The organism is Streptomyces sp. NPDC057616 (assembly GCF_042800575.1).
Lineage (GTDB): Bacteria > Actinomycetota > Actinomycetes > Streptomycetales > Streptomycetaceae > Streptomyces.
In genome coordinates this window covers 24,262-42,319 of the sequence record NZ_JBHVGU010000035.1, presented here as the reverse complement: position 1 = coordinate 42,319, position 18,058 = coordinate 24,262, and the positions used below count along the sequence as shown (strand labels likewise).

At 72.2% G+C, this 18,058-nt stretch carries 19 protein-coding genes and 1 pseudogene; 13 read left to right on the top strand and 7 right to left on the bottom strand.

Features of this window, described 5'->3' with window-relative positions; all coding sequences use genetic code 11:
* Positions 1-570 precede the first annotated feature (570 nt).
* The 5 genes from ACFU97_RS34760 to ACFU97_RS34740 form a co-directional block, all read right to left on the bottom strand.
* Entirely contained in the window at positions 571-822 is a 252-nt protein-coding gene (locus tag ACFU97_RS34760; RefSeq protein WP_384264571.1) for a hypothetical protein, read from the bottom strand.
* Positions 823-1,038: 216 nt separating this feature from the next.
* Complete coding sequence (locus ACFU97_RS34755) at positions 1,039-3,054, bottom strand: SpoIIE family protein phosphatase (protein WP_384264569.1); 2,016 nt, start codon at positions 3,052-3,054, stop codon at positions 1,039-1,041.
* Positions 3,047-3,589, bottom strand: coding sequence for an RNA polymerase sigma factor (locus tag ACFU97_RS34750; RefSeq protein ID WP_384264567.1), 543 nt, complete (start codon positions 3,587-3,589; stop codon positions 3,047-3,049). Before ACFU97_RS34750 ends, ACFU97_RS34755 begins: the two co-directional genes overlap by 8 nt.
* A complete protein-coding gene (locus ACFU97_RS34745) occupies positions 3,586-3,816 on the bottom strand; it encodes a hypothetical protein (protein ID WP_384264566.1) in 231 nt (76 codons plus the stop codon). Before ACFU97_RS34745 ends, ACFU97_RS34750 begins: the two co-directional genes overlap by 4 nt.
* Before the next feature lie 135 nt (positions 3,817-3,951).
* Positions 3,952-4,584 (bottom strand): type III effector protein, encoded by a 633-nt coding sequence (locus tag ACFU97_RS34740; RefSeq protein ID WP_384264565.1) that lies wholly within the window; start codon positions 4,582-4,584, stop codon positions 3,952-3,954.
* A gap of 127 nt (positions 4,585-4,711) precedes the next feature.
* Between ACFU97_RS34740 and ACFU97_RS34735 the strand changes: the two genes are divergently transcribed.
* The 10 genes and pseudogenes from ACFU97_RS34735 (at position 4,712) to ACFU97_RS34690 (ending at position 13,146) form a co-directional block, all read left to right on the top strand.
* Complete coding sequence (locus tag ACFU97_RS34735) at positions 4,712-5,143, top strand: Hsp20/alpha crystallin family protein (protein ID WP_384264563.1); 432 nt, start codon at positions 4,712-4,714, stop codon at positions 5,141-5,143.
* Between the two features lie 126 nt (positions 5,144-5,269).
* Positions 5,270-5,625: pseudogene (locus ACFU97_RS34730) on the top strand (DUF2267 domain-containing protein); the annotation flags it as partial.
* A 60-nt stretch (positions 5,626-5,685) separates the two neighbouring features.
* Positions 5,686-6,123 (top strand): DUF2267 domain-containing protein, encoded by a 438-nt coding sequence (locus ACFU97_RS34725; protein WP_384264656.1) that lies wholly within the window; start codon positions 5,686-5,688, stop codon positions 6,121-6,123.
* Positions 6,124-6,693: 570 nt separating this feature from the next.
* Positions 6,694-6,846, top strand: a complete 153-nt coding sequence (locus ACFU97_RS34720) for a hypothetical protein (protein ID WP_384264561.1) — start codon at positions 6,694-6,696, stop codon at positions 6,844-6,846.
* A gap of 264 nt (positions 6,847-7,110) precedes the next feature.
* A complete protein-coding gene (locus ACFU97_RS34715) occupies positions 7,111-7,236 on the top strand; it encodes a hypothetical protein (protein ID WP_260327424.1) in 126 nt (41 codons plus the stop codon).
* A 98-nt stretch (positions 7,237-7,334) separates the two neighbouring features.
* Positions 7,335-8,201, top strand: a complete 867-nt coding sequence (locus tag ACFU97_RS34710; RefSeq protein ID WP_384264559.1) for a JmjC domain-containing protein — start codon at positions 7,335-7,337, stop codon at positions 8,199-8,201.
* 4 nt (positions 8,202-8,205) lie between these two features.
* The gene (locus ACFU97_RS34705; RefSeq protein ID WP_384264558.1) at positions 8,206-9,057 is read left to right on the top strand and encodes a JmjC domain-containing protein; all 852 of its coding nucleotides are present in this window, start codon (positions 8,206-8,208) and stop codon (positions 9,055-9,057) included.
* A gap of 14 nt (positions 9,058-9,071) precedes the next feature.
* On the top strand, positions 9,072-11,108 hold the full coding sequence (locus ACFU97_RS34700; protein ID WP_384264556.1) for an alpha/beta hydrolase family protein: 2,037 nt from the start codon (positions 9,072-9,074) through the stop codon (positions 11,106-11,108).
* A complete protein-coding gene (locus ACFU97_RS34695; RefSeq protein ID WP_384264555.1) occupies positions 11,105-12,382 on the top strand; it encodes a YcaO-like family protein in 1,278 nt (425 codons plus the stop codon). The genes ACFU97_RS34700 and ACFU97_RS34695 overlap by 4 nt, the downstream gene beginning before the upstream one ends.
* Positions 12,379-13,146, top strand: coding sequence for a TfuA-like protein (locus ACFU97_RS34690; protein WP_384264553.1), 768 nt, complete (start codon positions 12,379-12,381; stop codon positions 13,144-13,146). The genes ACFU97_RS34695 and ACFU97_RS34690 overlap by 4 nt, the downstream gene beginning before the upstream one ends.
* Before the next feature lie 73 nt (positions 13,147-13,219).
* Here the strand turns inward: ACFU97_RS34690 and ACFU97_RS34685 are convergent, their stop codons facing one another.
* Both ACFU97_RS34685 and ACFU97_RS34680 read right to left on the bottom strand, forming a co-directional pair.
* The gene (locus ACFU97_RS34685) at positions 13,220-13,774 is read right to left on the bottom strand and encodes a GNAT family N-acetyltransferase (protein WP_384264552.1); all 555 of its coding nucleotides are present in this window, start codon (positions 13,772-13,774) and stop codon (positions 13,220-13,222) included.
* An 80-nt stretch (positions 13,775-13,854) separates the two neighbouring features.
* On the bottom strand, positions 13,855-14,865 hold the full coding sequence (locus tag ACFU97_RS34680) for an aldo/keto reductase family protein (RefSeq protein WP_384264551.1): 1,011 nt from the start codon (positions 14,863-14,865) through the stop codon (positions 13,855-13,857).
* A gap of 152 nt (positions 14,866-15,017) precedes the next feature.
* Here ACFU97_RS34680 and ACFU97_RS34675 point away from each other — a divergent pair, with 152 nt between their 5' ends.
* Genes ACFU97_RS34675 through ACFU97_RS34665 form a run of 3 tightly spaced genes read left to right on the top strand, consistent with a single transcriptional unit; the run spans position 15,018 to position 18,049 of the window.
* Entirely contained in the window at positions 15,018-16,343 is a 1,326-nt protein-coding gene (locus ACFU97_RS34675) for an MFS transporter (protein ID WP_384264550.1), read from the top strand.
* A 53-nt stretch (positions 16,344-16,396) separates the two neighbouring features.
* A complete protein-coding gene (locus ACFU97_RS34670) occupies positions 16,397-17,107 on the top strand; it encodes a thiamine pyrophosphate-dependent enzyme (protein ID WP_384264549.1) in 711 nt (236 codons plus the stop codon).
* A 39-nt stretch (positions 17,108-17,146) separates the two neighbouring features.
* Positions 17,147-18,049, top strand: a complete 903-nt coding sequence (locus ACFU97_RS34665; RefSeq protein WP_384264654.1) for a transketolase family protein — start codon at positions 17,147-17,149, stop codon at positions 18,047-18,049.
* The last annotated feature ends 9 nt before the right edge of the window (positions 18,050-18,058 follow it).

Genomic DNA, 18,058 nt, shown 5'->3' with positions numbered 1-18,058 from the left:
TCCTAGGCAGTCGGCGACAGCGGCACGGCCACCGTGCTGTGCGCGGGCAGCTGCTACGAGTGGGCCGCCGTCACAGGGATCTGAAGACCGCACGAGGGCTGGGGCTTGACCATCCCTGGCCCCGTCCGTGGTCAATGATTCGGTAGGCCGCCTGCGATGCCGACGCCGGTAAGGCGCGTCGTGTGGCTCCCGGGCACATGCATCGCTCTACGCGCCCCATCTTGGCTTCGATCACTTCTTGCGACAGCGTTTGTTGACGAGTTCTGACGTCGTCGTCCGGCCGAGGACTCCGCGGTTCGTCACGAGTTTTGAAGGCACCTGCCCATGCAGCCGAGTCGTGTGGGCGGCTCGCAACAGGGCTGCCACAAGGTTTCAAGATCGCTTGACCTTGCCCCAGAGGGAAGGGCGACAGTGTCTCCGTAGATCACACGAGCGAGGGAGTACGCGGCATGGGCTCAGGATGATCCCGAGGGGATTTGCCGGTCCTTGTGAACGGTCCTACGACACTGCGGGCAGGGCCGCTTTCGACGATCCCCATCAGGGTGTGAGTTGGCCTCCAGGGTGCCTGCGTCAGCCGGTCGCCTCGACGGAGGAGGCCGGGTTGGCCGGCGAGGAGGCGATCCCGGCCTCGTGGACCGCCTGACCGATGCCGGGCGGCACATCCGTGCGGTGACGTTCACCTCGGTTCTCGTCGGCGGCCGTGAGATGCCACGTCATCGTCATGGCGCCCGCGTGCGAGGGGAAGTCGGCCTCGAGTACCGCCCGCGGCACCACGCGCTCGGGTGACATCAGGTCGGCGAAGGCAACGTCGACGGCATCCACCGCATCCGATGTCTTGCCGGGGCTGGCCCGTGGGGTCGAGGGCGGTGGACCCGGCCGCGGCCATGGCCGTTTACCGCCCCGCAGGCCGTCGGGGCACGCCTGCGAGTGCCCAGGGGCAGCGGTAAGGATGAGGCCGGATCGGCGCCGTTTGCCCGTGCTCTGCGCCTCCTGGCCTCGGCCCGATTGCCGGCCGTGCCAGGCGGAGGTGCTCCTGTGTCACGTGGTGATGTTGAGTTCGAACCAGACCACCTTGCCCCCACTCAAGCGTGTGGCTCCCCACCGTCGGGCGAGCCGGTTGACCAGATACAGTCCGCGGCCGCCTTCGTCGGTGGTCTGGGCATGGCGGAGCCGGGGCAACTGCGGTGCGTCGTCGGTGACTTCGCAGCGCAGTACGTCGGTGCGCAGCAGGCGCAGGCCGACTGGCCTGGAGGTGTGACGCACGGCGTTGGTGACGATCTCACTGATGAGAAGCTCGACCACCTCGCTGTGCTCGGCAAGTCCCCACGCGGTCACGGTCTGCCGGGCGAGACGGCGTGCGCGTCCTGGGGCGGTGTCCTCGGCCTCGAGGCTCCAGCAGGCGACGTCGTCGGGCGCGATGCCCTCGAAGCGGGCCGCCAGCAGCGCGATGTCATCGTCCCGGTCGCCGGGGTCGAGCAGGTCGAGCACCTCGTCGCACAGCGTCTCCAGCGGCGGCGGCACATCCGAGCCGGTCAGCTGGGCGGTGGCGGCGAGCTTGTCCCGTACGAGTTCGATGCCGCTCCACACGTCGCGCAGCCGTGATTCGACCAGGCCGTCGGTGTAGAGGAGCAGGGTTGCTCCGGTGGGTGCTTCGAGCTCGACGGCCTCGAAGTCGATGCCGCCCACGCCGATCGGTGCGCCCGGCGGCACGCGCAGCACCTCGGCCTGGCCGTCGGTGTGCAGCAGGAGGGGGGGTGGATGTCCGGCGTTGGCGACGGTGATGCGGTGCACGACCGGGTCGTAGACGGCGAACAGGCAGGTGGCCATGCGGTCGGTGCCGAGGCGTTGGGCCTGTTCGTCGAGGTGGTGCAGGACCTCTTGCGGGGGCAGGTCGAGTCCGGCCAGGGTCTGGGCGGTCGTGCGCAGCTGGCCCATGACGGCGGCGGAGGTCATGGAGTGGCCCATGACGTCGCCGACGACCAGCGCGACGCGGCTGCCGGGCAGCGGGATGGCGTCGTACCAGTCGCCGCCCACGCGGGTGGTCTCGGCGGCCGGGAGGTAGCGGGAGGCCAGGTGTACGCCGGTGGAGTGGGGCAGCGTCTCCGGCAGCATGGTGCGCTGCAGTTGGTCGGCGATGTAGGCCTCTCGGCCGTACAGGACCGCTTTGTCGATGCCCAGCGCGCTGTGCGTGGCGAGCTGGGCCGCCACCAGCAGGTCGTCGTGCTCGAAGGGGTCACGCTGCTTTGCGCGCAGGAACAGCACGGCACCGATCACGCGGCGCCGGCCGCGCAGTGGGGCGAGGATCGCCTGCCACCCGCCGGACAGCAGCACTTCCAGTTCCCGTTCGCCGCCGAGCAGTTCGGCCACGGCGGCGCGGGCCGCGGGGGTGTCGGTGAGGACCGGGCGGACGGCGCGCAGGACCTCATACAGGGCACTGCCAGGCACGACCTCGCGCAGTGCGGCGCCGAGCGCGTCGGGCTGCGGCCGGCCCGCCGGCTGGGTGGGGGCGTCGCCTGCGCCGGCGATGTCGCGTTCGGCGGCCGGGATGCGGTCGGTGTGCCGCGGGCGCAGCAGCAGCCGGTCGGCGGGCCGCTCCTCGCCCACGGGCAGGGGATCACGTAGGTAGACGCCGATCGCGTCGCAGAAGGTGGGCACGCTGGCCCGGCTCAGTCCCAGCACGATCTCGTCGAGGTCCATGCCGCGGGCGATGCGCCGGGTGGCGGCGCCCACGAACCGCAGCCGGTCCTCGTGCCGTGCCGGCCGGTCCTGCGGTGCGGCTGGCGCCGGGGATCGTGCTGCGCGGGCCGCAATGTTCTCCTTGAGTCTGGCCAGGGAGGCTTCGACGTCCACCAGTGGGGACATGGCCTCGGCGACGGCCGTCTCGGACGCCTGGGTGATGGAGGTCAGCGCGGTCTCGTCCTCGCTCCGCGCCGGGGTGGGCCGGGGCGGGGGCGGTGCATCGGCGGGGGCGAACGGGCCGTGCCGCGGCGGGCGGGGGGCGTCGCCGGGCGGTGCCTGCCCGGCGGCCGTCAGGTCGGCTGGTGTCTCAGCCACGGCCTCCTGCCTCCTTCTCGTCGCTCACGATGCCCAGTTGCTGCAGTTCCACCCGCAGCGGCTCCAGCGCCCGGCGGGCCTCGGCGATGTACACCCGCACCGTCGCCTGGGCGATGCCCATCTCCTCGGCGACCTCGGCGGGACTCAGTCCCGCGATAAACCGTAAGACCATGGCCCGGCGTGGCCGTTCGTTCAAGCGTGCCATCTCGGCGCAGGCTCTGCGGTAGACCTCCTTGAGGTGGACCTCCACGGCCAGGTCAGGCACGGCCGGCGCGCTGTCGTGGTGGCCGAGATCGAACAGGATCTCCGTGCCGCGCCGCCGCAGCGCCTCGCGGACCGCGGTGACCGACAGCCACCTGCCCCAGTGCTCCACCTGCGGCTTGGCGGGGTCGTTCATCCGCCGCCAGCACTGGATGAAGGCCTCCTGCACGGCGTCCTCCGCCACCTGGAAGCGGCTGCCCGCGGCCAGGAAGGCCTTGGCCAACAGTGCCTGGTAGTGGGTGCGGTAGAGCGTGTCGAAGTCGTCCTCGCTCACCCCGCCCCGTCCTCCTCCCACCCGCCGGAGCGCACCGCCCAGGTGATCCCGTCCTCGTCGGTGACTTCAACGCTGCCGCCTCGTCGCGGCATTCGGTACAGCACAGCCGTCATTGTGGTGCGCCGGCTGCGCTCACGGAGTTGAAAAGCCAAAGCCCGCAGCACCGCGGTCAGTCCGACGCCGCCCGCTGTCGCCAGTGCGCCGCACACGGCCGACCACATCATCACCGTCCGTCCTCCTCGGCCACCCAGCCTTCCCGACGGCCTTTAGAGGCTCCCGCTCCAAAAACCGCTTGGCCCCCGACGCCCGAGCAGGAACGGAACAGAGGAATGGGCGGGTTCAGGGGTGCATAACGGGCGGGTTCAGGGGTGCATGAGGGTGTCGAGTTGTGCTGCGAGGGCGGGGTGGGTGGTGGTCAGGTGGGGGCGGGTGGCGTTGAGAGGGCGGATGAGTTCGGCGGGGTCGTCGTGGGCGAGGGCCGCGTGGAGCTGGCGGAGCGGGAGGCGGGCCGCGGCGGGCAGGTCGGTGAGGGCGGTGATCTGGCCGGCGATGCGGCGCAGGTCGGCTGCGTTGCGTCGGGCCCAGGTGGCGGAGGTGCGCCTCGCGGCGCGGCGTTCGCGGGTGGCCTGGACGCGTTGTTCGCCGGTGGTTCCGGCGGGGCCGGGACGGCCGCGCAGGTAGCGGCGTTCGGCGGCCTGGCGGCTGGCGACGCCGAGCGGACGGGCAAGGTCGGCCCAGCTGGCGCCCGCGTCGCGGGCCGTTTCGATCAGGCCGGTCTCCCATCCGGCGAGCTGCTCGCGCACCTGCCGCAGCAGCAGCAGGGAGGCCAGCGCCTGCTCCGGCCCGGGGCCGGGGGCGCCGGGGGTGTCCGGGGAGTCGTGCTGGGCGTCGCGTAGGGCGTCGTCTATGGCGTTAAGGGCCGCCGCGGCGGCGAGGAACGACGCCGGACTGTGGGCGTTCGTGCTGGTCGTGGGGGGCTGGTCGGCCGGGGTCATGGACACCTCCCTCTGTTGTCATCGCATGGACGACAACGCTGTTGTCATCCATTGGATGACATGTTACAACGGTGCCAGTGAGGCGCATTGGCAGCAACTGCCTGAACCTGCTGGAGGTGTTTTCACGATGTTGATGCGCACTGACCCCTTCCGTGAGCTGGACCGGCTGGCGCAGCAGCTGATGGGTCCGGGCACCTGGTCGAGGCCGTCGGCGATGCCGATGGACGCCTACCGCGAGGGTGACGAGTACGTGGTGGCCTTCGACCTTCCCGGCGTCACCGCGGACGCGATCGACATCGACGTCGAACGCAACATGCTCACCGTCAAGGCCGAGCGGCGGCCGGTGACGAAGGCCGACGACGTGCAGATGGAGCTGTCCGAGCGGCCGCTGGGTGTCTTCTCCCGCCAGCTCGTGCTCGCCGACACCCTCGACACCGAGCACATCCAGGCCGACTACGACGCGGGCGTGCTCACCCTGCGCATCCCGATCGCCGAACGCGCCAAGCCCCGCAAGATCTCCATCGGCGTCGGATCCGGCCGCCAGGAGATCTCCGGCTGACACCAGCCGACGGCACGGAGGGCGGGCACTGGTCTCCCCCGCACCCCGCCCTCCGCCCCCCCGTGGGCAGTCCGCAAAAACGGGGCAGCCGAGACGACTTCGCGACGCGAAGCGCTCCTCACCCGCGTGAAGGAACGCGGCGCGTACGGCACTTGAAAGGAAGCCGAGCGCGCGGCCTGCGTGGTGCTCGCCCTGCTCGGCGCACCTGGTCGGCGACGTCCGCACCCAACTCGCGGCGCGCCTGCCGGAGAAGCGCGCCCTGATCCTGCTCGGCCCGCTGCAGAGCGCACGAACCGCCCTCCCGGAGCGGTTCGTGCGCGCAACCGCCACGTCGATCGAAGGCGCCACCGAGCAGACCGCGGCCTGGGACGTCGGCGCCCGTCCTGTCCACCGTCACCGACGCCGCCGGCGAGGGCCTGCTGGGCCCATCCTGCTCCAGCCCCCCGCCCGGCTACGACCTGTTCTTCGGCCGCCCCAGCCCACCTGACCATCCCGCACCCGGTGCCCGAACACCGGCCACAGCAAGAAAGGCAACCACCCCCGTGATCTCCGACCGGCGCGCACCGCACCAGCAGCCGTACGGGACGGCATACGAGCAGATGCTGGAGAAGGTCCGCTACGAGGGCGCCTACCCCACCCGGGAAAAGGCCGAGGAAGCCGTCCGCCTGGTCCTCGCCGGACTGGGACGCCAGCTGACCGGCGACGAACGCGTCGACCTGGCCGCCCGCCTGCCCCTGGAAGCCGCACGCGTGCTGACCGCGCAGATCCCCGACACCCAGCAACTGACCGGCTGGGCCTTCGTCAAGGACCTCGCCGCCCGCACCGGCGCCTCCCTGGCCACCACCCGCTGGGACACCGGCTCCGTCTTCTCCGCCGTCGCCGCCCACGCGGGCCCCGAGCTGATCACCCGCATTCTCCACCAGCTCCCCACCGGCTACGCCCTGCTGTTCGGCCGCGCCGAACTCACACCCGCCGCGTAGGCGGCGACGTCTGCGCTCGGGGCGGCGCGGCGACCACCGCGCCGCCGTCCGCCCGGCGCCTCCGCGGCGTTGCTTTCCCGACCGGGGTCCCGCCCCCAGGGGCCTATCACGCGTATCTGGATCACACACCCACCACAGCCGAGCCGCGGCGGGACTCATCCAGGTCCGGCCATCAAGCAGGCGTCCGCCGACCTTCGGGGTCAGCCCACCGACCTGCTTGACGGACAGAGCCACCCGAAGATCGACACACCGGTCTCGGATGTCGCGGACCCAGGCCAGTCCAGCGCCCGGTGAGCCGGGCCGCTCCCGCCGCCGACGATCACCCCGTCGATCCGCGACAGTCGGGACTGACCACGCGAACGACACGCGCCCCCTTACCCGTGTCGACGTCCCACACCTCGCCCTTGCCGATCACCACAGGGCGTCGCCCCGCCCCTCAGGCCCGAGGAAACCCAGGCGTCCGCGACATGTGCTTGACCGGTCGTCCACGCGTCCTCGAGCAGGCGGTGTCACGGTGTGCCGGAACAGTTCTGCCCTGCTGGACGCAGCCTGCCGGAAGGAAGCCGACCCATGGCCCATGCACCGTGGAACGCACCGTTCGAGGACTACGGGTTCACGGACCACGGGTTCGACGACTACGAGTTCGAGGACTACGGGTTGGAGGGCCACGGGTTCGAGGGCCACGGGTTCGAAGCGGCGCCCGGAGGGCGTGTCGTCGGCTGAGCCGGCTGATTCCCCCGAGTGCGGTTCGCTGCTTTCCTCCCGTACTCCTCCCCCGGTGAACAGGGGCCCGAAATACAGGTCGTGGCATGTATTCGGCATGCCCTGATTCAGTCCCGGAAATCGGGTACGAAAATTCTGGTGTCTCGCTCGAGCCGTCTTGGAGCGGCCCGGGGAGCGTATTGACTGGCGTAGGCCGGAAAAATAGTGTGACCGGCGCCTGTCAGCGACAGGAATCATCGAAACAATTCCGAAAGAGGTATTGGAATGTCTCTCGACGACAAGCTTCAGGCCACCGACGACGAGAGCCTCCTCGAGGCTGCTGACGCCGAGGTCGAGGAGCTCTCCAACCAGGCGCGTCCCATGCTGATCTCCGAGATCAACGAAGCCTGACCGGTCTGCTCCGCACAGATCCCGGGGGCGGCAATGGCGGCGCTCCCGGGGCTGTCCGGAATCGTTCGTCGTAATCGGGCGTCTTTTAAGGATCTTCCGTGGGTACTGAACATCCGCTCATTCGTCTGATCGATGACGAGGATTTGCTGGGCGCGTACTGGAACAAGAAGCACGGATTGTTCAAGCGGGCGTGTCCGGTGGACGGGTTGATCCGCGAGTCCGATATTCAGGACATGCTCGACACGGGGCTGCTGCGATGGCCCTATTTCACGCTCCTCAAGGAGGGGCAGCAGCCGGAGATCACCGCGTTCACGACGACGCGGACGGTGGCCGGGAGTCCGGTGGCCGGGTTCGCCGACGCGGCGAAGGTACGCGCGCTGCTGGCGGCCGGCGCGACGATGAAGATGAATCAGCTCGAGGACTGGCACCGCCCGTTGGGCACGCTGATGCGCCGGATCGAGGCGCGTTTGCCGGCCGAGCTCAAGACGTACGTGTTCTACACGCCGCGCGACAACACCGGCATGCTCCCCCACCGGGACGGCTCGCACGTGCTCGCGGTGCAGATCGCCGGCGCCAAGGAGTGGCGGATCTACGACGAGCCCCGGGAGATCGACTCCCGCTCCGGCCTGAACGTGGACGTGGACAGCCACGCGCACTCCTTCGTGATGGAGCCCGGTGACGTCCTGTACCTGCCGCACGGCATGCCGCACGTCGCCACCGCCCGCGAAGGCACCTCGCTGCACGTGACGTTCACCATCACCGAACCCACCCCCCGCGACCTGGCCCAGTCCCTGATGACGCTGTTCGCCGACGCGTGCGGGCGCATCGGGGAGAACGATCCGCGCGCGACGCCGGAGGAGCTGGCCGATGCGGTGACCAAGTCGCTTCTCGATCACGTCAGTTGTGTGGATGCGGACCTCCTTGTCGAGGGGGCCGTGGCCGCGATGCGGGACAGGACGGTGTGACGCCATGACCACCGCGAACGGTGCCGGGCGGCTGGGTGAACTCGTCGGCGACGTCGACGCCTTCAGCGCCGGTGTCTGGGGGGTGCGCGCCGCCGTGTTCCGGGGCGTCTCCGTGCCCGCGCTGCTGTCCGCGCAGGAGATCTGGGACGCCTTCGACTACGGCCTGCTGGTCGCCCCGTACTTCGGCGTCGCCCGTGACGGGGTGGGCGCGCCGGCCGCGGACATCACCGTGACCCGCAGGGTGCAGCAGAAGCCGCGGGCCCGTTACGCCGACGCCGCGGGTGTGCGCAGGTGGTTCGCGGCCGGGTACACGGTCGGTCTGCGGCAGCCCGATCACTGGCATGCAGATATCAAGGGGCTTGTCGGCGCGCTGCGTGAGGAGTTGCGGGCCGACGTGCGCTCGTCGGTGTTCCTCACCCCGCCGGCCTCGGACAGCGACAGCTCCAAGGGCGGGGCACGGGTGCGGGCCGAGGCGTCCCATCTGTTCGTGCTGCAGGTCGAGGGTGCAACCCGGTGGAGTCTGGGGGACCAGGAGCACCGTACGCAGTTGGCGCCGGGCGACGTCCTGTACCTCCCGCCGGGGCACCGGCACGGCGTGGCCGCGCACGAGGACGGCGCCCTGTATCTCGCCCTGAGCGTGCGGCAGCCCGGTCCCCGTGACCTGGCCGAGGTGGCGCTGGCCGGGTTCTTGAGGAGTGCGCCGGCCGAGGCGATCGCGGGCCGCCATCACTACATGTCCCTGGAGGAGAAGGTGAGTTGGCTGCGTCGCGAGCTGACCTCCTATCTCGCCGGGCAGGACGTCGACGGCCTGGTGGCGACGGCGGTCGGGATGCATCAGCGGGCCGGACAGGCCTGACGACGATGGCGGGGGTGGCGCGGAGCGGGGGGCCGGGCGCGGCCGTCCTGGAGGTGCTGCTGGCGCAGCCGCGCGTGCAGGCCGCCCACCGTCTCGGCTCCGCCCTGCTGGTGGAGGCGGAGCTGCGGCGGGCCGGCCGTGCGGATCTCGTGCCGTTCGTGCTCGGCTACGTTCCCGGGCCCGGTGGTGAGCTGGTTCTGGAGCATGCGCATGCCGCGGCGTCCTCGGTGACCCTTACCGGTGACGGCGGTTATCTGTTTCTGTCCGACCGGCGTGCCGGTCGGGCGGCGGCGCGTGGGCATGGTGGCCGGTCGCTGTGGTGGCATCGGCCGCAGGCGCCGCGTGAGCCGCGGCTCGTGCTGAGCGCGCCGCGTGGTGTCGTCTCCTACGCCGCCTCCCGGTACGGCGACGTCGCCGTCGCCGCCGTCTGGATCCGGGACGGGGCCACGTCCCTGGCCGAGGACCAGCTGCGGCGGGAGGCCGATGCGCCGGACCGGGCCACGGTCACTTGGGTTCGTGGTGATCTGTGGCCGCGCTCGTCGTACCACGTGCCCGGCGAGACGCTGCGGCTGCTGCACCTCCCGCTGCCCGGCAGCCAACTGCCTTCTGCCGCGGGTGAGTTGCTTGCGCTGCCGCTCGGGGAGGATGTGCGGCTGACCGGTGAGCTGGCGCTGACGCCGGACGGGCTGCGGTGTGCCGCCGGGGTGGCGCGTTTTCTGCCCGGCGGGCACCGTCGGCACGGGCTGCTGCTCTTCTCCCCCACGGATCCGGCGGGCGCGCGGGCGGTGTGGCCGGACGGCGACGACCTTTCGGAGCCGGTCGCGGGCCCGGACGGCGGATGGTTCGCGTGCACCGCGGAGCGGATCGCGCGTCCCGGGCTCGGTCCGCGGCAGGAAGCGGTGCTGGTCGCCGCCGACGGCTCGGCCGTCGTGCGTCTGGCCCCCGAGCATGCCGACTGGCTGCGCCCGCGCGCCTGGTGCGGCCCGGATGCGCTGCTGTGCACCGGGGACCGGGCGGGCCGCAGGCACCTGTGGCGCATCCGCACCGGCGGCGCCGGCCGCGTCGAGCGGGTCGAGGCCGGGGGCTCGGTGCAGGCGGTGACCGTCTCGGGCGGCGAGGCGCTGCTCGTCCGCTCCCGGATCGATCTGCCGCCCGAGGTGGTCTCCCTCCCCCTGAATGCGGGCGGCGCGTCCGCTGCGGGAAAGGTGCGTGTGCCGGGCCTGGTGGCGGCTCCGGCCGCTGCCGCGACGCCGGCCGGGCGTATGGAGCGGCTGGAGTACCGGGCGCCGGACGGGTCGACGTGGCACAGCCGGCTGTGCCTGCCCGCCGACGACCCGGCGGGACAGCTTCCGCTGCTCGTGTGGTGTCACGGCGGGCCCTTGCTGAGCTGGACGGACTGGTCGTGGCGGTGGAACCCGTGGCCGTTCGTCGCCGAGGGCTACGCCGTTTTGATGCCCGATCCCCCGCTGTCGACCGGGTACGGCCAGCAGGCGGTGGAACGCGGCTGGGGCCGCTGGACCTCCCAGGTGGCCGCCGTCGCGGCCGACCAGGTGCGCAACGCGCTGGCCCACCCCCTGCTCGACGCCGACCGCATCGCCGTCATGGGCGGCAGTTTCGGCGGCTACCTCTCGCTGGCCCTGGCGACGCTGCTGCCGGGCGTTCGCCTCGCCGTCAGCCATGCCGGCTGGGCCGACTTCGCGGCCGTGGCCCGCGTCTGTGACCTGCACTGGCACTGGCTGCGGGAGTACGGGGTGGTGGATGAGGCGCCCGGCTACCGCCGCGAGAGCCTCTCGCTCGACGCGATCGGCGCCGGCACCCGGGTGCTGCTGTCCCACGGGTGCGGTGACACGCACGTCCCGGCCGGCGAGTCCCGTGCGATGTACCGGTTGCTGGAGGGCCGGGGTGTCGACGTGGAGCTGATGCTCCTGCCCGACGAGGGACACAGCATCCGCAGGCCCGCCAACGCGGCGGCCTGGTTCCGATGGGTCCTGGAGGCGTGCCATGCCGCCCTGGACCACCCGTCCATGGCGAAGGGATCCCTTTCACGATGACCACAGCCGTGCTCAAGTCGCCGGTCAGTGCCGCGCGCCGGCATTGGTTCCCCGACGCGTCGGACCATCCGTCGACGGCCTGTCACACCTCGCTGCGCACCCGCACCCTGGAGGAGACCGAGGCGCTGGCGCAGGCGTCCTTGGAGCGGTGCGGCATCACCCGGATCGCCGACGTCACCGATCTCGACGTGCTGGGCATCCCGGTCTTCCACAGCACCCGTCCGGCGGCGGCCCCCGGTCTCAACACCGTGACCAGCGGCAAGGGTGCGACCCCGCGGGCGGCGCGGGTCTCCGCCATGATGGAGGCGATCGAGCGGACCTGGTGCGAACCGCCCACCGATCCGGCGCCCTTGCCGGCCTCCTACGCCCAACTGCGCCGCCAGGGACGGGCGGTGCTCGACCCGCGCCGGCTGATCCTGCGCCGCGGGCACACCTGGACCGAGGACGCGCCCATCCACTGGTGGCCGGTGCGGGAGCTGTTCAGCGACACCGAGGTGTGGGTGCCGGCCCTCGCGGTGTTCACCCCCTACCCCCACGAGTGCCGGATGGCCAGCTCCAACGTCATCGGGCTGGCCGTGGGCAACAGCCCTCAGGAGGCTTTGCTGCACGGGCTGTTGGAGGCCATCGAGCAGGACTGCACGGCGTTCGGGGAGACCCTGCGGCGCGGCCACCGCGTCCGCCTGGAGTCGCTGCCGGAGCTGCCGGCCGCGCTGGTGGAGCGGTTTCGCAGCAAGGGCGTCAACGTCCAGGTCTTCAGCTACGTCAACGAGATCGGCGTTCCGGCCATGTTCGCCACCACCGACGACACGCACGCCGAGGACGGCATGCTGATCAACGGGGGCGGCGGGGCCCACCTCGACCCGCTCGTGTCCGTCACCCGCGCCCTGACCGAGGCCGCCCAGTCCCGGCTCGCCGTCATCAACGGGGCCCGTGAGGACCTCAACAGCCAGGCCTACCGGCGCCACGCCTCGTACAAGGCCATGCGGGAGATGCTGACCGCGTGGAGCGCGGAGCGTACGGAGATCGACTTCGGTGAGCTGCCCAACACCAGTACCGGCACCACCCAGGGCGATCTGGAGCGCGTCCTGGACGGGCTGGAGCGGGCGGGTCTGTCCCTGGTGTTCGCCGCCGAACTCGCCCCGGAGGACTTCCCCTTCTCCGTGACCCAGGTCATCGTGCCGGGCCTGGAGGTCTACCACCACGACTTCGCGCGGCTGGGCACCCGTCTGCGTCGCGAGATGGTCGCCGCCGGGATGGCGAGGCCGCGACGATGACCACCACCACCGCCGCCGAAAACACCGCGGCCACCACGCCCAACGAAAACACCGTCGAACAGAGCGCGGCCGCCGAGCTTGTCGTGTTCACCGGGCCGTCCCTGCGCGAGCACGACCTGACGGACCTGCGGGAGCTCGCCGCCCGCCGCGGGCGCCGCCTGCGACTGCGGCCGCCGGTGCGCCGGCTCGACCTGCTGGAGCTGACCAAGTCGGGCGCCGCGCAGGAAATCCTCATGCTGGACGGGGAGTTCGGGCAGCGGCTGGCCGTCAGCATCACCGAGGTGCGCGCGGTCCTGGCCACCGGGCAACCGCTCGCCGGCGCCAGCTCCATGGGCGCGCTGCGGGCCGTGGAATGCCACACCCTGGGCATGACCGGCAGCGGCTGGGTGTACGAGCAGTACCGGTGCGGGGCCATCGACTCCGACGGCGACGTGGCGCTGCTGTACGACCCGGAGGACTTCACCCCGGTGACGGTCCCGCTGGTCAACGTGCGCTGGCTGCTGGCGCAGAAGCGGGCCGCGGGGCTGCTGTCGGCCGGCGCGGTACAGCACGCCCTGCGGGTGGCGAAGGACCTGCACTTCCGCGACCGGCGGCCGTCCTTGCTGCGGCGGCGCTGGCAGCAGCAGCTGCCCGCGGGCACGGCGGAGGTGCTGGGGCCGGAGCTGGACGACGAGCGGCGCGACGGCTGGGACCGCAAGCGGCTGGACGGTCTGCAGGCGGTACGGGCCGCACTGGGTGACGGTGACCGGGCGGCGGCCGCATGACACCGTAACGGCGGCCGTCCCCCGGCGCGTTGGGGTGACGGCCGCCCGCGTCCACCACGCAGTCGCTACGGGGTCACTGCGGGGGTGCGTCGCTCAGGGTGCGTTCCCAGAACAGTTCGTCGCGCCAGGTGCCGCCGATGTGGATGTGGGCGTGGGCGACGCCCCAGGGGGTGAAGCCGTTGCGGCGCAGGACGGCGTGCGAGGCCAGGTTCTCCAGCTGGGTGTGCGCCTCCGCGCGGTGCAGGCCGAGCTCGTCGCGCATCACGTCCAGCACCTGGGCCACCGCGGCGGCGGCGTGTCCGTGGCCTTGGGCGGTGGTGGCCAGCCAGTAGCTGAGGAAGCCCTTTTGCAGCGGCCCGTGCAGGACGGTGCTGACCGTGACCTGCCCGATCACGGCGCCGCCGGCGACGATGACGCCCGGCCAGCCGCCGCCGGCGCGGTGGGTGGCCAGCAGCTGCTCGATGCGGGCGGCCTGATGTTCTGCGGTGTGGAAGCCCTCGGGCCGGGCCGGCTGCCAGCGCGCGAACTGTTCGGCGTCACGCGTGAGATGGGCCGCCAGCGCCGGGGCGTCGGCGGCCTCGATCAGCCGTACGGCGGTGGTCGCGGCGGTGGGGGGTGTGGCGGGCACCGGGCGGGCTCCTTGTGCGGTCGTACTCGATCGATGTGCCTGCGGGCGTACTCGAGTGCGGGTCCGCGGGCGTACTCGATCTATGCGGCGTGCTCGGTCTGTTTGGCGTAGTCGGTGGGGTGGGCCGGGGTTCTGGCCGGGTCGCGTTCGACGATCGGGCCGAGGACGGTGTCGATGCGGGCCAGTATGGCGTCGTCCAGGGTGATGCCGGAGGCCGCGGCCGACCCGGTGATCTGCCCCGGGGCGGTGGCGCCCACGATCGCGGACGACACGTGCGGGTTGCTCAGTACCCAGGCGAGTGCCAGCTGCGGCATCGTGATGCCCAACTCGGCCGCGATGGGCGCGAGTTGGGAGATCCGGGTGAGGACGTCGTCGGTGAGGGCGCCGGTGGCGAACTGTGAGCGGGCGGGGCCGCCGGCCCGGGAGGCGGGCGGCAGCGGCGCGCCGGGGCGGTACTTGCCGCTCAGCAGGCCCTGCGCCAGGGGCGACCAGACGAGCTGGCCGATGCCCTCGCGGGCGCACAGCGGCAGCACCTCGGCCTCGATGACCCGCCACACCATGTTGTACTGCGGCTGGTTGGCGACGATGCGGTCGAGTCCCATGTCCGCGGCGGTCTTCAGGGCGGCGGTGATCTGGTCGGCGGTCCACTCGGAGACGCCGACGTAGCACACCTTGCCCTGGCGCACGAGGTCGTCGAAGGCCCGCAGGGTCTCCTCCAGCGGGGTGCGCGGGTCGTAGCGGTGGGCCTGGTAGAGGTCGATGTGGTCGGTGCGCAGCCGGCGCAGCGATGCGGCGGCCGATTCCATGATGTGCTTGCGGGACAGGCCGCGGTCGTTGGGGCCCGGTCCGACCGGGGCGCACACCTTGGTGCTGATGACCACCGCTTCGCGGCGGGTGGCGGACAGGACCCGGCCCAGGACCGTCTCGGCGAGTGTTCCGGCGTAGGCGTCGGCCGTGTCGAAGGTGGTGATGCCGGCGTCGAGGGCCTCGCGGGCGATGGCCTCCGCCGCGTCCTCGGTGGTGCTGATCCAGCTTCCGTAGGCGATCTCGCTGACCTGCAGACCGCTCCTGCCCAGCGTCCGGTGTCTCATGCTGCGGCAGCCTAGGCGCCGTGCGGGCGGCCGTGTACGGATCGCGAGCGGGGCTCCAGCCGGTCTCGACCCGGTCTGTTGCGTACGCCCATAGCGTCTCAGCCGGGTCTGTGCCGCAGGCGCACGGCGGATGCGTTAGGAGCGTACGAGCGATGCCCTCCCTTCAGCGCGTGGCCGCCGCGGTGATCCCGCGGCCCGGACGTGAACGGCTGCTGTCGTGCGTCAATCTCGCCTACGCGGTGGGCCGGGGGGTCTTCCTCAGCGGCAGTGTCGTCTACTTCACCACCGTCTCCGGGCTGTCGCCGACCCAGGTGGGGCTGGGCACATCGGCCGCGGCGCTGTCGGGGTTCGCGGCGTCCTTCCTGTGCGGTGCGGCCGCCGACCGGTTCGGTGCGGGCCGCATGCTGGTGGTGCTGTTCGCGGCGCAGGCGGCCGGGTTCGCGCTGTATCCGGCCGTGCATGGCGCGGCCCCGTTCTACGCGCTGATCGTCGCGGTGGGTTTTGTCGAGTACGGGGTGGGGCCGACGTTCGGCGCGTTCGTCGGCTCGCTGATCGCCCCGGCGGAGCGCGTCCCGGTGAGGGCGATGCTGCGCACCATGTTCAACATCGGCTTCAGCGCGGGCAGCGGCATCACGGCGCTGGCCCTGCTCGGCGGGCACACCCTCGTGAGGGTGCTGCCCTGGCTGAGTGCCGTGCTGCTGCTGGGCACCGGGCTGCTCATCCTGCGCCTGCCCCGTACCCCCGGCGCCCCCGCCACCCCGGCCCCGGGCCCGGCCTCCGGTCGGGTGCGCCGGTTCGGTGCCCTGCGCGACGTGCGTTTCGTGGCCCTGACCGCGCTGTCCGCGCCGCTGGCCCTGCACGCCTCGCTGCTGCTGGTCGTGCTGCCGCTGTGGACCGTCACCCGCACCGACGCCCCGCACGCCCTCGTCCCGCTGCTGCTGATCGCCAACACCGTTCTGGTCGTGCTGTTCCAGGTGCCCGCCAGCAAGGGCGCCGAGACGGTGGCGGGGGCCGCGCGGCTGGCCCGGCGCTCCGGCCTGTGGCTGGCCGCCGCCTGCGCCGTCGCCGCCTGCGCCGCCTACGGCAACGCGCTGACGGCGTCCGCCGTCCTGATCGCGGCGACCCTGCTGTTCACCCTGGCCGAGCTGCAGCAGTCCGCCTCCGGGTGGGGCCTGTCCCACGGCCTGGCACCCGACCACGCCCAGGGCGAGTATCTGGGCACGTTCCAGCTGCACATGGTGGCGCAGGGCGTGCTCGGCCCCGGCATCGTCTCGGCGGCCGCCCTGTCCTGGGGGGCGTGGGGCTGGGCCGCGGTCGCGGCGGCGGTGCTGGCGGCCGGCGTGCTGATCGTGCCGCTGGCGGCCGCCACGCAGCGGGCCACGACCACCCCCGACGCCCCGGATGCCACGGACGGCCCTGACGGCACGGACGCGGATGCGCCGGCCGCCGGTGCGGGGCAGCTGTCCGCATCCGCCTGAGCGGCCGGACGCATCATCTACAGCTGGACCTTGTGGAGTTGGAGCCCCCAGCCATGACACAGACGAAGACGCAGACGCAGACCACGGCCCGCTACGACGACCTGCGCGCCCTGATGGCGCGCATGACCGGCGACGAGAAGCACGCCAAGGCGGCGACCTCGGCCCTCGACGTGCTGTGGGTGCTCTACGACCGCGTGCTGCGGGTGAGCCCGCGGATGGCCGAGGACCGCGACCGGTTCTACCTGTCCAAGGGGCACGGCCCGATGGCCTACTACGCGGTCCTCGCCGCGCAGGGCTTTTTGGATCCGGCCGAGTTCGAGCAGTTCGGCGCCTTCCGCTCCCCGCTGGGACACCACCCGGACCGGATGCTGGTCCCCGGCGTGGAGATCTCCAGCGGTTCCCTCGGGCACGGGCTGCCGCTGGCCGTCGGCACCGCCCTGGCCCTGCGCGCGCGGGGCCTGCTCGAGCCGCGCGTGTGGGTGCTGCTGGGCGACGGGGAACTCGACGAGGGCTCCAACCACGAGGCGATCGCCTACGCCGCCCGGGCCGGCCTGGACCGGCTGCGGGCCGTCGTCATCGACAACCACTCGGCCACCCAGGGCTGGCCGGGCGGCCTGGAGACCCGCTTCGCCGTCGAGGGCTGGTCCACCGCCCGGGTGGACGGCCGCGACCACACGGCCCTGGAGGCGGCGCTGACCGCCCCGGGCGGCGGCCGGCCCCACCTGGTGGTGGCCGAGGTGGACGAGATCGCCGACAACCACTGACACCCCGATCCTTTTTGAGGAGGGCCCGTGCCCGGAGTCATGCGTGAACGCTTCGTCGAGGTCACGACGGACCTGCTCACCACCCACGACCGACTCGCCCTGCTGACCGCCGACCTCAGCGCCAAGCTCTTCGACGACGCCCGCGCCGCGCACCCTGCCCGGGTCGTCAACCTCGGCATCCGCGAGCAGCTGCTGATCGGTGTCGCGGGCGGCATGGCACTGGCCGGGATGCGGCCCATCGCCCACAGCTTCGCCCCGTTCCTGATCGAGCGGCCCTTCGAGCAGATCAAACTCGACCTCGGCCACCAGGGCGTCGGCGCGATCCTGGTCAGCGCCGGCGCCTCCTACGACATCGCCGGCGGCGGCCGCAGCCACCAAGCGCCCGGCGACGTCGCCCTGCTGTCCACCCTGCCCGGCTGGACCATCCACGTGCCCGGCCACGCCGACGAGGCCGAGACGCAGCTGCGCGAGGCGGCGGCCGGGGACGGGCTGGTGTACATCCGGCTGTCCAACCAGGCCAACCGGCAGGCCTACGCACGCGCAGGAGACGCCCTCGGCGGCGGGCTGCGGGTGCTGCGCCGCGGCCGGGCGGGCACCGTCATCGCCGTCGGCCCGCTCGCCGACACCGTGCTGGCGGCCACCGAGGGCCTGGACGTGAGCGTCCTGTACGCCGCGACCGTCCGCCCCTTCGACGCCACCGCCCTGCGCGCGGCGGTGGCCGACCAGCGCGACCCGTCCGTCGTCATCGTCGAGCCCTACCTGGCGGGAACGTCCGTCGCGGAGATCGGCAAGGCGCTGCAGGACCTGCCGCACCGCATCCTCGGACTGGGCGTCGGCCAGGAGGAGTTGCGCCACTACGGCACCCCGCGCCAGCACGCCATCGCGCACGGCCTCGGCCGCGCCGGGCTGCGCCTGAGCATCGCCTCGTTCCTGGGCAAGTGAGAGGGTGGT